The following is a 15,467-nucleotide window of genomic DNA, read 5'->3' as shown; positions in this document are numbered from 1 at the left end:
ACATTTATTTGCATAGCCTTTATAAAATCATTGCAAATAAATGTAAATATCAGATTGATGCATGCCGTTGTTTCAGACGGCCTATTATTTAAAATTGCTTTTCGGAGTGTATATGAGCTATTCGTTTACCGAGAAAAAACGTATCCGTAAGAGTTTTGCAAAGCGAGAGAATGTCTTAGATGTTCCTTTCCTGCTGGCAACCCAAATTGATTCTTATGCGAAATTTTTGCAGCTGGAAAATGCTTTTGACCAACGTACTGATGATGGTCTGCAAGCGGCATTTAATTCTATTTTCCCGATTGTGAGCCATAATGGTTATGCGCGCTTGGAGTTTGTGCATTACACATTGGGCGAGCCTTTGTTCGATATTCCTGAATGCCAATTGCGCGGCATTACTTATGCGGCCCCATTGCGTGCTCGTATCCGTTTGGTGATTTTGGATAAAGAAGCATCTAAGCCGACAGTAAAAGAAGTTCGTGAAAACGAAGTGTATATGGGCGAAATCCCATTGATGACGCCAAGTGGCTCTTTTGTTATCAATGGTACTGAGCGCGTGATTGTTTCCCAGCTGCACCGTTCTCCTGGTGTGTTCTTTGAGCATGACCGTGGTAAAACACATTCTTCCGGTAAGCTGTTGTTCTCTGCTCGTATTATTCCTTACCGTGGTTCATGGTTGGATTTCGAATTTGATCCAAAAGATTTGCTGTATTTCCGTATCGACCGTCGCCGTAAAATGCCGGTTACGATTTTGTTGAAAGCTTTGGGCTACAACAATGAACAAATCTTGGATATTTTCTACGATAAAGAAACTTTCTATTTGTCTTCAAACGGTGTTCAAACTGATCTGGTTGCAGGCCGTCTGAAAGGTGAAACTGCCAAAGTTGATATCTTGGATAAAGAAGGCAATGTACTGGTCGCCAAAGGTAAACGCATTACTGCGAAAAATATCCGTGATATTACCAATGCAGGCTTGACTCGTCTGGATGTAGAGCCAGAAAGCCTGTTGGGTAAAGCATTGGCTGCTGACCTGATTGATCCGGAAACCGGCGAAGTATTGGCTTCTGCTAACGATGAAATTACAGAAGAACTGTTGGCCAAGCTTGATATCCATGGCGTAAAAGAAATTACGACCCTTTATATCAATGAATTGGATCAAGGCGGTTACATCTCCAGCACTCTGCGTACAGACGAAACTGCTGATCAGCAGGCTGCACGCGTTGCGATTTACCGCATGATGCGTCCTGGCGAACCGCCTACCGAAGAAGCTGTTGAGCAGCTCTTCAACCGCTTGTTCTTCAGTGAAGACAGCTATGATTTGTCTCGCGTAGGTCGTATGAAATTTAATACGCGCACATACGAGCAAAAATTGTCTGAAGCACAACAAAACTCTTGGTATGGCCGTTTGCTGAATGAAACTTTGGCCGGAGCAGCTGAAAAAGGCGGTTACGTTCTGAGTGTTGAAGACATCGTTGCTTCCATTGCTACATTGGTTGAACTGCGTAACGGTCATGGCGAAGTAGATGATATTGACCACTTGGGTAATCGTCGTGTTCGTTCTGTGGGTGAGTTGACTGAAAACCAATTCCGCAGCGGTTTGGCTCGTGTAGAACGTGCAGTTAAAGAGCGTTTGAACCAAGCAGAATCTGAGAACTTGATGCCGCATGACTTGATCAATGCGAAACCTGTTTCTGCTGCGATTAAAGAATTCTTCGGCTCCAGCCAATTGAGCCAATTTATGGATCAGACCAACCCATTGTCTGAAGTTACCCATAAACGCCGTGTATCTGCATTGGGCCCGGGCGGTTTGACTCGCGAACGTGCAGGCTTTGAGGTGCGAGACGTACATCCGACCCACTATGGCCGTGTATGTCCTATTGAAACACCTGAGGGTCCAAACATTGGTTTGATCAACTCATTATCCGTTTATGCGCGTACCAATGATTATGGTTTCTTGGAAACTCCTTACCGCCGTGTTGTCGATGGCAAAGTAACTGAAGAAATCGACTACTTGTCTGCTATCGAAGAAGGTCGTTATGTGATTGCACAGGCAAATGCCGATTTGGACAAAGATGGTAATTTGATTGGCGACTTGGTCACTTGTCGTGAAAAAGGCGAAACCATTATGGCAACGCCTGACCGCGTTCAATATATGGACGTGGCAACCGGTCAAGTGGTATCCGTTGCAGCATCTCTGATTCCATTCTTGGAACATGATGACGCGAACCGTGCATTGATGGGTGCCAACATGCAACGTCAGGCCGTACCGTGTCTGCGCCCTGAAAAACCGATGGTTGGTACCGGTATCGAGCGCTCTGTTGCCGTTGACTCTGCAACTGCAATCGTTGCCCGCCGTGGTGGTGTGGTTGAGTATGTAGATGCAAACCGCGTTGTGGTTCGTGTTCATGATGATGAAGCGACTGCCGGTGAAGTGGGTGTCGATATTTATAACTTGGTTAAATTCACTCGTTCTAACCAATCTACCAACATCAACCAACGTCCGGCCGTAAAAGCAGGCGATGTGTTGCAACGTGGTGACTTGGTGGCCGACGGTGCATCTACCGACTTGGGCGAGTTGGCTTTGGGTCAAAACATGACCATCGCCTTCATGCCATGGAACGGTTACAACTACGAAGACTCGATTCTGATTTCAGAAAAAGTGGCTGCAGACGACCGCTATACTTCGATTCACATTGAAGAGCTGAACGTTGTCGCACGTGACACTAAACTGGGTGCGGAAGACATTACCCGCGATATTCCGAACTTGTCTGAGCGTATGCAAAACCGTTTGGATGAATCCGGTATCGTGTATATCGGTGCAGAAGTAGAAGCAGGTGACGTCTTGGTAGGTAAAGTAACACCTAAAGGCGAAACCCAACTGACTCCTGAAGAAAAACTGCTGCGTGCCATCTTCGGTGAAAAAGCATCTGATGTAAAAGATACTTCATTGCGTATGCCTACCGGCATGAGCGGTACCGTTATCGACGTTCAAGTCTTTACTCGTGAAGGTATCCAACGCGACAAACGTGCTCAATCCATTATTGATTCTGAATTGAAACGTTACCGTCAAGATTTGGGCGATCAATTACGTATTTTCGATAATGACGCATTCGACCGTATCGAGCGTATGATTGTTGGTCAAAAAGCCAATGGTGGTCCGATGAAGCTGGCTAAAGGCAGCGAAATTACTACCGAATATTTGGCAAGCCTGTCCAGCAAACATGATTGGTTTGACATCCGTCTGGCTGACGAAGATTTGGCCAAACAGTTGGAACTGATTAAATTGAGCCTGAAACAAAAACGCGAAGAAGCGGATGAGTTGTATGAGATCAAGAAGAAAAAACTGACCCAAGGCGATGAGCTGCAACCAGGCGTACAAAAAATGGTGAAAGTATTTATCGCCATCAAACGCCGTCTGCAAGCCGGTGACAAAATGGCGGGTCGCCACGGTAACAAAGGCGTGGTATCACGCATTCTGCCAGTGGAAGACATGCCTTACATGGCTGACGGCCGTCCGGTAGACATCGTACTGAACCCATTGGGCGTACCTTCCCGTATGAACATCGGTCAGATTTTGGAAGTTCACTTGGGTTGGGCGGCAAAAGGTATCGGCGAACGCATCGACCGAATGCTGAAAGAGCAACGCAAAGCCAGCGAGCTGCGTGAATTCTTGAACAAACTCTACAACGGTAGCGGTAAGAAAGAAGATTTGGACAGCCTGACAGATGAAGAAATCATCGAATTGGCTTCCAACCTGCGTAAAGGTGCATCTTTCGCCTCTCCTGTATTCGATGGTGCGAAAGAGTCTGAAATCCGCGAAATGTTGAACTTGGCTTACCCAAGCGAAGATCCTGAGGTTGAGAAACTGGGCTTCAATGACAGTAAAACTCAAATCACGCTGTATGACGGCCGTTCAGGCGAAGCATTTGACCGCAAGGTTACAGTCGGTGTGATGCACTATCTGAAACTGCACCACTTGGTTGACGAAAAAATGCACGCCCGTTCTACCGGTCCATACAGTCTGGTTACCCAGCAGCCTCTGGGCGGTAAAGCTCAGTTCGGTGGCCAACGTTTCGGTGAGATGGAGGTTTGGGCATTGGAAGCATACGGCGCGGCATACACGCTGCAAGAGATGCTGACTGTGAAGTCTGACGACGTGAACGGCCGTACCAAAATGTACGAAAACATCGTCAAAGGCGAACACAAAATCGATGCCGGTATGCCTGAATCCTTCAACGTATTGGTTAAAGAGATTCGCTCACTGGGCTTGGATATCGATTTGGAACGTTACTAAACAGAAGTTTTCAGACGGCCTTTCAAGGTCGTCTGAAAAAGCGGTTTCAGAATAAGAATGAAGCAATCGGCATTTAGGCCGTCTGAAATCAAAAGTACCGTTTCACAATATCGAAAATCCGCCATGCGGTAAAAATACTTCCTTCAAGGAGCAAAAATGAATTTGTTGAACTTATTTAATCCGTTGCAAACTGCCGGCATGGAAGAAGAGTTTGATGCCATCAAAATCGGTATTGCCTCTCCCGAAACCATCCGCTCATGGTCTTATGGCGAAGTTAAAAAACCTGAAACCATCAACTACCGTACGTTCAAACCTGAGCGCGACGGTTTGTTCTGCGCCAAAATCTTTGGCCCTGTCAAGGACTATGAATGTTTGTGCGGTAAATACAAACGCTTGAAATTTAAAGGCGTAACCTGTGAAAAATGTGGCGTAGAAGTGACCCTGTCTAAAGTACGCCGCGAACGCATGGGCCACATTGAATTGGCTGCACCTGTTGCCCACATTTGGTTCTTGAAATCCCTGCCTTCCCGCTTGGGTATGGTATTGGACATGACTTTGCGCGATATCGAACGCGTATTGTACTTTGAAGCATTTGTGGTAACCGATCCCGGTATGACTCCGTTGCAACGTCGTCAATTACTGACTGAGGACGATTACTACAACAAACTGGACGAATACGGCGACGACTTCGATGCCAAAATGGGTGCAGAAGGTATCCGTGAATTGCTGCGTACCTTGGATATTACCGGCGAGATCGAAATTTTGCGTCAAGAGCTGGAATCTACCGGTTCTGACACCAAAATCAAAAAAATCGCCAAACGTTTGAAAGTATTGGAAGCCTTCCACCGTTCCGGTATGAAACTGGAATGGATGATTATGGATGTGCTGCCGGTATTGCCGCCTGATTTGCGTCCGTTGGTTCCATTGGATGGCGGTCGTTTTGCCACTTCCGATTTGAACGATTTGTACCGTCGTGTTATCAACCGTAACAACCGTCTGAAACGTCTGTTGGAATTGCATGCGCCTGACATCATCGTTCGTAACGAAAAACGTATGTTGCAAGAAGCAGTTGACTCTCTGTTGGATAACGGCCGCCGCGGTAAAGCCATGACTGGTGCCAACAAACGTCCGCTGAAATCATTGGCAGATATGATTAAAGGTAAAGGCGGCCGCTTCCGTCAAAACCTGCTGGGTAAACGTGTGGACTACTCCGGTCGTTCCGTGATTACCGTAGGCCCATACCTGCGTCTGCACCAATGTGGTCTGCCGAAAAAAATGGCGTTGGAACTGTTCAAACCATTTATTTTCCACAAATTGGAAAAACAAGGTTTGGCTTCTACCGTTAAAGCTGCGAAAAAATTGGTAGAACAAGAAGTACCTGAAGTATGGGATATCTTGGAAGAAGTGATCCGCGAACATCCGATTATGCTGAACCGTGCGCCAACCCTGCACCGTTTGGGTATTCAAGCGTTCGAACCTATCCTGATCGAAGGTAAAGCGATTCAGTTGCACCCATTGGTGTGTGCCGCATTTAACGCCGACTTTGACGGTGACCAAATGGCTGTACACGTTCCATTGAGCTTGGAAGCACAAATGGAAGCACGCACGCTGATGCTGGCTTCAAACAACGTATTGTCTCCAGCCAACGGCGAACCAATCATCGTACCTTCTCAAGATATCGTATTGGGTCTGTACTACATGACCCGCGACCGTATCAATGCCAAAGGCGAAGGCAGCCTGTTTGCCGATGTGAAAGAAGTGCATCGTGCATACCATACCAAACAGGTTGAACTGGGTACGAAAATTACCGTACGTCTGCGTGAATGGGTGAAAAACGAAGCAGGTGAGTTTGAGCCTGTTGTTAACCGTTACGAAACAACTGTCGGCCGTGCATTGTTGAGCGAAATCTTGCCTAAAGGCCTGCCGTTCGAGTACATCAACAAAGCGCTGAAGAAAAAAGAAATTTCTAAACTGATTAACGCATCATTCCGTCTGTGCGGCCTGCGTGACACAGTTATTTTCGCCGACCACTTGATGTACACCGGTTTCGGTTTTGCGGCTAAAGGCGGAATTTCCATTGCGGTTGACGATATGGAAATTCCGAAAGAAAAAGCAGCTTTGCTGGCCGAGGCTAATGCCGAAGTTAAAGAAATCGAAGATCAATACCGTCAAGGTTTGGTAACCAACGGTGAACGTTACAACAAAGTGGTCGATATTTGGGGTCGTGCCGGCGATAAGATCGCTAAAGCGATGATGGACAACCTGTCCAAACAAAAAGTCATCGACCGTGACGGCAACGAAGTTGATCAAGAGTCCTTCAACTCTATTTACATGATGGCCGACTCTGGTGCCCGTGGTTCTGCAGCTCAGATTAAACAGTTGTCCGGTATGCGTGGTTTGATGGCAAAACCTGACGGCTCGATTATTGAAACGCCTATTACCTCTAACTTCCGCGAAGGCCTGACCGTATTGCAATACTTTATTGCGACCCACGGTGCGCGTAAGGGTTTGGCGGATACCGCGTTGAAAACTGCAAACTCCGGTTACTTGACCCGTCGTTTGGTAGACGTAACCCAAGACTTGGTGGTTGTTGAAGACGATTGCGGTACTTCAGACGGCTTTGTCATGAAAGCAGTAGTACAAGGCGGTGACGTAATTGAAGCGTTGCGCGATCGTATTTTAGGCCGTGTTACAGCATCAGATGTTGTTGATCCTTCAACAGGAGAAACATTGGTTGAGGCAGGTACATTGCTGACTGAGAAATTAGTCGATATCATTGACCAATCTGGTGTTGACGAGGTTAAAGTCCGTACGCCAATTACTTGTAAAACCCGTCATGGTTTGTGTGCACACTGTTATGGCCGCGACTTGGCGCGCGGTAAACTGGTTAACGCTGGTGAAGCTGTAGGTGTGATTGCTGCACAATCCATTGGTGAGCCAGGTACTCAGCTGACCATGCGTACGTTCCACATTGGTGGTGCGGCATCTCGTGCGGCGGCAGCCAGCCAAGTAGAAGCTAAATCCAATGGTACAGCACGTTTCAGCAGTCAAATGCGTTATGTTGCCAACAACAAAGGCGAGTTGGTTGTCATTGGCCGTTCTTGTGAAGTAGTGATTCACGACGATATCGGTCGCGAACGTGAACGTCACAAAGTACCTTACGGTGCAATCCTGCTGGTACAAGACGGCGAAGCCATTAAAGCTGGTCAAACCTTGGCAACTTGGGATCCGCATACCCGTCCGATGATCACCGAACATGCAGGTATGGTGAAATTCGAAAACGTGGAAGAGGGTGTTACCGTTGCGAAACAGACCGACGATGTAACTGGTTTGTCTACTTTGGTAGTGATTGACGGCAAACGTCGTTCCTCTAGTGCTTCTAAACTGTTGCGTCCGACTGTCAAACTGTTGGATGAAAATGGTCTGGAAATTTGCATTCCTGGTACGACTACCCCAGTTTCTATGGCATTCCCGGTCGGTGCGGTGATTACCATTCGTGAAGGTCAGGAAGTCGGTAAGGGTGATGTGTTGGCGCGTATTCCACAAGCGTCTTCTAAAACCCGCGATATTACCGGTGGTCTGCCACGCGTAGCCGAATTGTTTGAAGCACGCGTGCCGAAAGATGCAGGTATGTTGGCTGAAATTACCGGTACCGTTTCCTTCGGTAAAGAAACCAAAGGTAAACAGCGCCTGATTATTACCGACGTAGACGGTGTAGCATACGAAACCCTGATTTCTAAAGAGAAACAGATTCTGGTACACGATGGTCAAGTGGTAAACCGCGGTGAAACCATCGTAGACGGTGCCGTAGATCCACACGACATTCTGCGTCTGCAAGGTATCGAAGCATTGGCTCGCTACATTGTTCAAGAGGTACAAGAGGTTTACCGCCTGCAAGGTGTGAAGATTTCCGATAAACACATCGAAGTCATCATCCGTCAAATGCTGCGTCGAGTGAACATTGTCGATTCCGGTGATACAGAGTTCATTACCGGCGAACAAGTTGAGCGTGGCGATGTGATGCTTGCCAATGAAAAAGCCATGGCTGAAGACAAAGAGCCGGCACGTTACGAAAATGTGTTGCTGGGTATTACCAAAGCTTCCTTGTCTACAGACAGCTTCATTTCAGCGGCATCGTTCCAAGAAACAACCCGCGTCTTGACAGAGGCCGCTATTATGGGCAAACAAGACGAGCTGCGTGGTTTGAAAGAGAACGTAATTGTTGGTCGTTTGATTCCTGCCGGTACAGGTTTGACCTACCACCGCAGTCGCCATCAACAATGGCAGCAAGCCGATCAAGAAACTTCTGAAACCGAAGCTTCAGACGAATAATCCCTCGGGATTGTTGTGAAAATAAAACCGCAAGCCAGTCTTGCGGTTTTATTTTTTAGAGGACTTAAAAGAGGGTAGAGTTTAAGGCCGTCTGAATAAATAAGGAAAGCAATGGAGAAAATAAGTAGAGAACCAAATTGCGGACTTATTTAAAATGACAAAGGCCGTCTGAATGTTTCAGACGGCCTTTGTTTCTAAAATTTAGGCATAAATTGGAAAACACCAAACTTTATCAGTCATTTGCTTGACTAAACCCTTGCAATAAAAATATAATTCCAATCTTGTCGACATGGTGTCGGCAAGTATTTAACTCAACAGGACGAGAAAATATGCCAACTATTAACCAATTGGTACGCAAAGGCCGTCAAAAGCCTGTGTACGTAAACAAAGTGCCTGCACTGGAAGCTTGCCCGCAAAAACGTGGCGTGTGCACCCGTGTATACACAACTACCCCTAAAAAACCTAACTCTGCATTGCGTAAAGTATGTAAAGTTCGCCTGACCAACGGTTTTGAAGTAATTTCATACATCGGTGGTGAAGGCCACAACCTGCAAGAGCACAGCGTCGTATTGATTCGCGGCGGTCGTGTAAAAGACTTGCCAGGTGTACGTTACCACACTGTACGCGGTTCTTTGGATACTGCAGGTGTTAAAGACCGTAAGCAAGCCCGTTCTAAATACGGTGCTAAGCGTCCTAAATAATTATCGGGACTCAAATAGGCACGTCGGCCGCCTAAGCTGAACAACGGCCGAGTAAGTGAATACTCAATTGGGTATTCATGGGAATTGCCCCAACTGAATAGATTAAAGGAAATTAAAATGCCAAGACGTAGAGAAGTCCCTAAGCGCGACGTACTGCCAGATCCTAAATTCGGCAGCGTTGAGCTGACTAAATTCATGAACGTATTGATGATTGACGGTAAAAAATCTGTTGCAGAACGTATCGTTTACGGTGCGCTGGAACAAATTGAGAAAAAAACCGGCAAAGTAGCAATCGAAGTATTTAACGAAGCCATTGCAAACGCCAAACCTATCGTGGAAGTGAAAAGCCGCCGTGTAGGTGGTGCAAACTACCAAGTTCCTGTTGAAGTTCGTCCTTCACGTCGTCTGGCTTTGGCAATGCGCTGGGTTCGCGACGCGGCCCGTAAACGTGGTGAGAAATCTATGGACCTGCGTTTGGCAGGCGAATTGATTGATGCGGCTGAAGGTCGTGGCGGTGCGTTGAAAAAACGTGAAGAAGTACACCGCATGGCTGAAGCTAACAAAGCATTCTCTCACTTCCGTTTCTAATATCGAAAGGCTAACAAAATGGCTCGTAAGACCCCTATCAGCCTGTATCGCAATATCGGTATTTCTGCCCATATTGACGCGGGTAAAACAACCACAACAGAACGTATTTTGTTCTATACAGGTTTGACTCATAAATTGGGCGAAGTGCATGACGGCGCGGCTACTACCGACTACATGGAACAAGAGCAAGAGCGTGGTATTACCATTACTTCTGCTGCTGTGACTTCTTATTGGTCCGGTATGGCGAAACAGTTCCCTGAGCACCGTTTCAACATCATCGACACCCCGGGACACGTTGACTTTACCGTAGAGGTAGAGCGTTCTATGCGTGTATTGGACGGCGCAGTAATGGTTTACTGTGCAGTAGGCGGTGTTCAACCTCAATCTGAAACCGTATGGCGTCAAGCTAATAAATACCAAGTACCTCGCTTGGCATTTGTAAACAAAATGGACCGTCAAGGTGCCAACTTCTTCCGCGTTGTTGAGCAAATGAAAACCCGTTTGCGCGCAAACCCAGTACCTATCGTGATTCCGGTTGGTGCGGAAGACAGCTTCAGCGGTGTTGTTGACCTGTTGAAAATGAAATCCATTATTTGGAATGAAGCCGATAAAGGTACAACCTTTACCTATGGCGATATTCCTGCTGAATTGGTTGAGACTGCTGAAGAATGGCGTCAAAACATGATTGAAGCTGCAGCAGAAGCCAGCGAAGAATTGATGGATAAATACTTGGGCGGTGATGAGCTGACTGAAGAAGAAATCGTAGGCGCATTGCGTCAACGTACTTTGGCTGGTGAAATTCAACCAATGTTGTGCGGTTCAGCATTTAAAAACAAAGGTGTTCAACGTATGTTGGATGCAGTTGTAGAATTGCTGCCTGCTCCTACCGACATTCCTCCAGTTCAAGGTGTTAACCCTAACACTGAAGAAGCCGACAGCCGTCAAGCCAGCGATGAAGAGAAATTCTCTGCATTGGCGTTCAAAATGTTGAACGATAAATACGTTGGTCAGTTGACTTTCATCCGCGTTTACTCTGGTGTTGTGAAATCCGGTGATACCGTATTGAACTCAGTAAAAGGTACTCGCGAACGTATCGGTCGTCTGGTGCAAATGACTGCTGCAGACCGTACTGAAATTGAAGAAGTACGCGCTGGTGATATTGCAGCTGCGATCGGTCTTAAAGACGTTACCACTGGTGAAACCCTGTGTGCTGAAAGCGCACCAATCATCTTGGAACGCATGGAATTCCCTGAGCCGGTAATTCACATTGCTGTTGAACCAAAAACCAAAGCCGACCAAGAGAAAATGGGTATTGCCCTGAACCGTCTGGCGAAAGAAGACCCTTCTTTCCGCGTTCGTACAGACGAAGAATCCGGTCAAACCATTATTTCCGGTATGGGTGAATTGCACTTGGAAATTATTGTTGATCGTATGAAACGCGAATTCGGTGTGGAAGCTAACATTGGTGCGCCTCAAGTTGCATACCGTGAAACTATCCGCAAAGAAGTTGAAGCTGAATACAAACACGCTAAACAATCCGGTGGTAAAGGTCAATACGGTCACGTTGTGATCAAAATGGAACCTATGGAGCCGGGTGGTGCAGGTTACGAATTTATCGACGAAATTAAAGGTGGTGTGATTCCTCGCGAATTCATTCCGTCTGTCGATAAAGGTATCCGCGATACCCTGCCTAACGGTATCGTTGCAGGTTACCCAGTAGTTGACGTACGCGTACGTTTGATCTTCGGTTCTTCACACGACGTTGACTCCTCTCAACTGGCGTTCGAATTGGCTGCTTCTCAAGCCTTTAAAGAAGGTATGCGTAAAGCCAATCCTGCTCTGCTTGAGCCAATCATGGCAGTTGAAGTGGAAACCCCTGAAGAATACATGGGTGACGTAATGGGCGACTTGAACCGTCGTCGTGGCGTTGTATTGGGTATGGATGATGACGGTATCGGCGGTAAAAAAGTCCGTGCCGAAGTACCTCTGGCAGAAATGTTCGGTTACTCAACCGACCTGCGTTCTGCAACCCAAGGTCGCGCTACTTACTCCATGGAGTTCAAAAAATACGCTGAAGCTCCTGCTCACGTAGCTGCTGCTGTAACTGAAGCCCGCAAAGGCTAATCAGAAAAGACCGTCTGAAACTGAAAATAAATTTTCAGACGGCCATTGTTCTTTAATCGATCTTTATATGTAAAGGAATTAGCTCATGGCTAAGGAAAAATTTGAACGTAGCAAACCGCACGTAAACGTTGGCACCATCGGTCACGTTGACCATGGTAAAACCACTCTGACTGCTGCTTTGACTACTATTTTGGCTAAAAAATTCGGTGGCGCTGCAAAAGCTTACGACCAAATCGACAACGCTCCTGAAGAAAAAGCTCGTGGTATTACCATTAATACCTCACACGTAGAATACGAAACTGAAACCCGTCACTACGCACACGTAGACTGCCCGGGCCACGCCGACTACGTTAAAAACATGATTACCGGTGCTGCCCAAATGGACGGCGCGATCTTGGTATGTTCTGCCGCTGACGGTCCTATGCCTCAAACTCGCGAACACATCCTGTTGGCTCGCCAAGTAGGTGTACCTTACATCATCGTATTCATGAACAAATGCGACATGGTTGACGATGCCGAGCTGTTGGAACTGGTTGAAATGGAAATCCGTGACTTGTTGTCAAGCTACGACTTCCCTGGCGACGACTGCCCAATCGTACAAGGTTCTGCACTGAAAGCTTTGGAAGGTGATGCTGCTTACGAAGAAAAAATCTTCGAATTGGCTGCTGCCTTGGACAGCTACATCCCAACACCTGAGCGTGCTGTGGACAAACCTTTCTTGTTGCCTATCGAAGACGTATTCTCTATCTCCGGCCGTGGTACAGTAGTAACCGGTCGTGTAGAGCGCGGTATCATCCACGTTGGTGACGAGATCGAAATCGTAGGTTTGAAAGAAACCCAAAAAACCACTTGCACCGGCGTTGAAATGTTCCGCAAACTGCTGGACGAAGGTCAAGCGGGTGACAACGTAGGCGTATTGCTGCGTGGTACTAAACGTGAAGACGTAGAGCGTGGTCAAGTATTGGCTAAACCAGGTACTATCACTCCTCACACCAAGTTCAAAGCAGAAGTATACGTACTGAGCAAAGAAGAGGGTGGTCGTCACACTCCATTCTTCGCTAACTACCGTCCACAATTCTACTTCCGTACTACTGACGTAACTGGTGCAGTTACTTTGGAAGAAGGCGTAGAAATGGTAATGCCAGGTGAGAACGTAACCATTACTGTAGAACTGATTGCGCCAATCGCTATGGAAGAAGGTCTGCGCTTTGCGATTCGCGAAGGTGGTCGTACCGTAGGTGCGGGTGTGGTTTCTTCTGTAATTGCTTAATTGAGGGATATTGATAAATGGCAAACCAAAAAATCCGTATCCGCCTGAAAGCTTATGATTACAGTCTGATTGACCGTTCTGCGCAAGAAATTGTTGAAACTGCCAAACGTACTGGCGCTGTTGTTAAAGGTCCGATTCCTTTGCCAACTAAAATCGAACGTTTCAACATCTTGCGTTCTCCTCACGTGAACAAAACTTCTCGTGAACAATTGGAAATCCGTACCCACTTGCGTCTGATGGACATCGTGGATTGGACTGACAAAACTACTGATGCACTGATGAAACTGGATCTTCCAGCAGGTGTGGATGTAGAAATTAAAGTTCAATAAGAACTAAAAAACCGAACAGCTTGGCTGTTCGGTTTTTTATAGAATTCTTAGGCCGTCTGAAAATTTTCAGATATTTGGCAACACTTCATCCGAAAAAAATGATGGGTTTAAGAAGTAAAATTGAAATTTTTGTTGATATTTCTTTGATTTGTCAATTATAATGGCGGACTTGGTACATCCGTATCAAGTTTAACTTTGTCTGAAAGGCAGGCCAATCGTAGCCCGCCCCTTTACTTAAAAGGAAAATAATCATGACTTTAGGTCTGGTTGGACGCAAAGTTGGTATGACTCGCGTGTTCGATGAACAGGGTGTTTCTGTTCCGGTAACCGTTTTGGATATGTCTGCCAACCGCGTTACACAAGTGAAATCCAAAGATACTGACGGCTACACTGCTGTACAAGTTACCTTTGGTCAGAAAAAAGCTAATCGTGTCAACAAAACTGAAGCCGGTCACTTTGCTAAAGCAGGTGTTGAAGCTGGTCGCGGTTTGGTTGAGTTTGCTTTGACTGAAGAAAAACTGGCTGAATTGAAAGCCGGTGATGAAATTACCGTTTCTATGTTTGAAGTTGGTCAATTGGTAGATGTAACCGGTACCTCTAAAGGTAAAGGTTTCTCTGGTACGATCAAACGTCATAACTTCGGTGCTCAACGTACTTCCCACGGTAACTCCCGTTCTCACCGTGTTCCTGGTTCTATCGGTATGGCACAAGACCCTGGTCGCGTGTTCCCTGGTAAACGTATGGCAGGTCAATACGGTAACACTAAAGCAACTGTTCAAAAATTGGAAGTTGTACGTGTTGATGTTGAACGCCAACTCTTGTTGGTTAAAGGTGCTGTTCCGGGTTCGGTTAACAGCGACGTCGTGGTTCGTCCTAGCGTGAAAGTAGGTGCGTAATGGAATTGAAAGTAATTGACGCTAAAGGACAAGTATCTGGCAGCTTGGCTGTTTCTGATGCTTTGTTTGCTCGTGAATACAATGAAGCTTTGGTTCACCAACTGGTTACTGCTTACTTGGCAAATGCCCGTTCTGGTAATCGTGCTCAAAAAACTCGTGCCGAAGTAAACCACTCTACTAAAAAGCCATGGCGCCAAAAAGGTACCGGTCGTGCTCGTTCCGGTATGACTTCTTCTCCGCTGTGGCGTAAAGGTGGTCGTGCATTCCCAAACAAACCTGACGAAAACTTCACTCAAAAAGTGAACCGTAAAATGTATCGTGCCGGTATGGCGACTATTTTATCCCAACTGGCTCGTGATGAACGTTTGTTTGCAATCGAAGCATTGACTGCTGAAACTCCTAAAACCAAAGTTTTTGCCGAACAAGTGAAAAACTTGGGTTTGGAGCAAGTTCTGTTTGTAACTAAACAGCTCGACGAGAATGTTTACTTGGCTTCACGCAACTTGCCTAACGTATTGGTTTTGGAAGCTCAACAAGTTGATCCTTACAGCTTGCTGCGTTACAAAAAAGTCGTTATCACTAAAGATGCAGTTGCACAATTAGAGGAGCAATGGGTATGAATCAACAACGTTTGACTCAAGTAATCTTGGCACCTATCGTTTCTGAAAAAAGCAACGTATTGGCTGAAAAACGTAACCAAATGACGTTTAAAGTTTTGGCAAATGCAACCAAACCTGAAATTAAAGCGGCTGTTGAGCTGCTGTTCGGCGTTCAAGTTGCAGACGTTACTACTGTTACCATTAAAGGTAAAGTTAAACGTTTTGGTCGTACTTTAGGTCGTCGCAGCGATGTTAAAAAGGCTTATGTAAGCCTGGCTGCCGGTCAAGAGTTGGATTTGGAAGCCGCTGCTGCAGCTGCAGATAAGGAATAAACAAA

10 protein-coding genes are annotated in these 15,467 nt (G+C 46.4%); all 10 read left to right on the top strand.

The features are described from left to right. Positions 1 to 112: 112 nt before the first annotated feature. Positions 113 to 4,291, top strand: a complete 4,179-nt coding sequence (gene rpoB / locus ACTHSN_RS08040; protein ID WP_070461124.1) for a DNA-directed RNA polymerase subunit beta — start codon at positions 113 to 115, stop codon at positions 4,289 to 4,291. A gap of 156 nt (positions 4,292 to 4,447) precedes the next feature. After that, positions 4,448 to 8,623: a DNA-directed RNA polymerase subunit beta' gene (rpoC, locus tag ACTHSN_RS08035; RefSeq protein ID WP_070461127.1), complete on the top strand. Its 4,176-nt coding sequence runs from the start codon at positions 4,448 to 4,450 to the stop codon at positions 8,621 to 8,623. 329 nt (positions 8,624 to 8,952) lie between these two features. Further along, positions 8,953 to 9,324 (top strand): 30S ribosomal protein S12, encoded by a 372-nt coding sequence (gene rpsL, locus ACTHSN_RS08030; protein WP_002218431.1) that lies wholly within the window; start codon positions 8,953 to 8,955, stop codon positions 9,322 to 9,324. A 117-nt stretch (positions 9,325 to 9,441) separates the two neighbouring features. Beyond that, positions 9,442 to 9,912, top strand: coding sequence for a 30S ribosomal protein S7 (rpsG, locus tag ACTHSN_RS08025; RefSeq protein WP_002240962.1), 471 nt, complete (start codon positions 9,442 to 9,444; stop codon positions 9,910 to 9,912). 18 nt (positions 9,913 to 9,930) lie between these two features. Further along, a complete protein-coding gene (gene fusA / locus ACTHSN_RS08020; RefSeq protein WP_036491326.1) occupies positions 9,931 to 12,036 on the top strand; it encodes an elongation factor G in 2,106 nt (701 codons plus the stop codon). An 85-nt stretch (positions 12,037 to 12,121) separates the two neighbouring features. Next, the gene (gene tuf, locus ACTHSN_RS08015; protein WP_002215366.1) at positions 12,122 to 13,306 is read left to right on the top strand and encodes an elongation factor Tu; all 1,185 of its coding nucleotides are present in this window, start codon (positions 12,122 to 12,124) and stop codon (positions 13,304 to 13,306) included. Positions 13,307 to 13,323: 17 nt separating this feature from the next. Further along, positions 13,324 to 13,635, top strand: a complete 312-nt coding sequence (gene rpsJ / locus ACTHSN_RS08010) for a 30S ribosomal protein S10 (protein ID WP_002642322.1) — start codon at positions 13,324 to 13,326, stop codon at positions 13,633 to 13,635. 251 nt (positions 13,636 to 13,886) lie between these two features. After that, positions 13,887 to 14,531: a 50S ribosomal protein L3 gene (gene rplC, locus ACTHSN_RS08005; RefSeq protein WP_107769524.1), complete on the top strand. Its 645-nt coding sequence runs from the start codon at positions 13,887 to 13,889 to the stop codon at positions 14,529 to 14,531. Continuing rightward, positions 14,531 to 15,151 carry a 50S ribosomal protein L4 gene (rplD, locus tag ACTHSN_RS08000; protein WP_003684798.1) on the top strand — a complete coding sequence of 207 codons (621 nt, stop codon included), beginning with the start codon at positions 14,531 to 14,533 and terminating at the stop codon, positions 15,149 to 15,151. The genes rplC and rplD overlap by 1 nt, the downstream gene beginning before the upstream one ends. Beyond that, a complete protein-coding gene (gene rplW, locus ACTHSN_RS07995; RefSeq protein ID WP_002243944.1) occupies positions 15,148 to 15,462 on the top strand; it encodes a 50S ribosomal protein L23 in 315 nt (104 codons plus the stop codon). The genes rplD and rplW overlap by 4 nt, the downstream gene beginning before the upstream one ends. Positions 15,463 to 15,467 lie beyond the last annotated feature (5 nt).

Origin of the sequence: Neisseria sp. P0009.S010 (assembly GCF_051958545.1) — a bacterium.
Lineage (GTDB): Bacteria > Pseudomonadota > Gammaproteobacteria > Burkholderiales > Neisseriaceae > Neisseria > Neisseria subflava_A.
Note: the sequence above shows the minus strand (reverse complement) of the source record. Positions and strands in the feature narration are given on the sequence as shown.

Coding starts and splice junctions, on each gene's coding strand:
- rpsJ (WP_002642322.1), top strand. CDS start 13,324: ATGGCAAACCAAAAAATCCGTATCCGCCTGAAAGCTTATGATTACAGT.
- rpsL (WP_002218431.1), top strand. CDS start 8,953: ATGCCAACTATTAACCAATTGGTACGCAAAGGCCGTCAAAAGCCTGTG.
- rplD (WP_003684798.1), top strand. CDS start 14,531: ATGGAATTGAAAGTAATTGACGCTAAAGGACAAGTATCTGGCAGCTTG.
- fusA (WP_036491326.1), top strand. CDS start 9,931: ATGGCTCGTAAGACCCCTATCAGCCTGTATCGCAATATCGGTATTTCT.
- rplW (WP_002243944.1), top strand. CDS start 15,148: ATGAATCAACAACGTTTGACTCAAGTAATCTTGGCACCTATCGTTTCT.
- rpoC (WP_070461127.1), top strand. CDS start 4,448: ATGAATTTGTTGAACTTATTTAATCCGTTGCAAACTGCCGGCATGGAA.
- tuf (WP_002215366.1), top strand. CDS start 12,122: ATGGCTAAGGAAAAATTTGAACGTAGCAAACCGCACGTAAACGTTGGC.
- rpoB (WP_070461124.1), top strand. CDS start 113: ATGAGCTATTCGTTTACCGAGAAAAAACGTATCCGTAAGAGTTTTGCA.
- rplC (WP_107769524.1), top strand. CDS start 13,887: ATGACTTTAGGTCTGGTTGGACGCAAAGTTGGTATGACTCGCGTGTTC.
- rpsG (WP_002240962.1), top strand. CDS start 9,442: ATGCCAAGACGTAGAGAAGTCCCTAAGCGCGACGTACTGCCAGATCCT.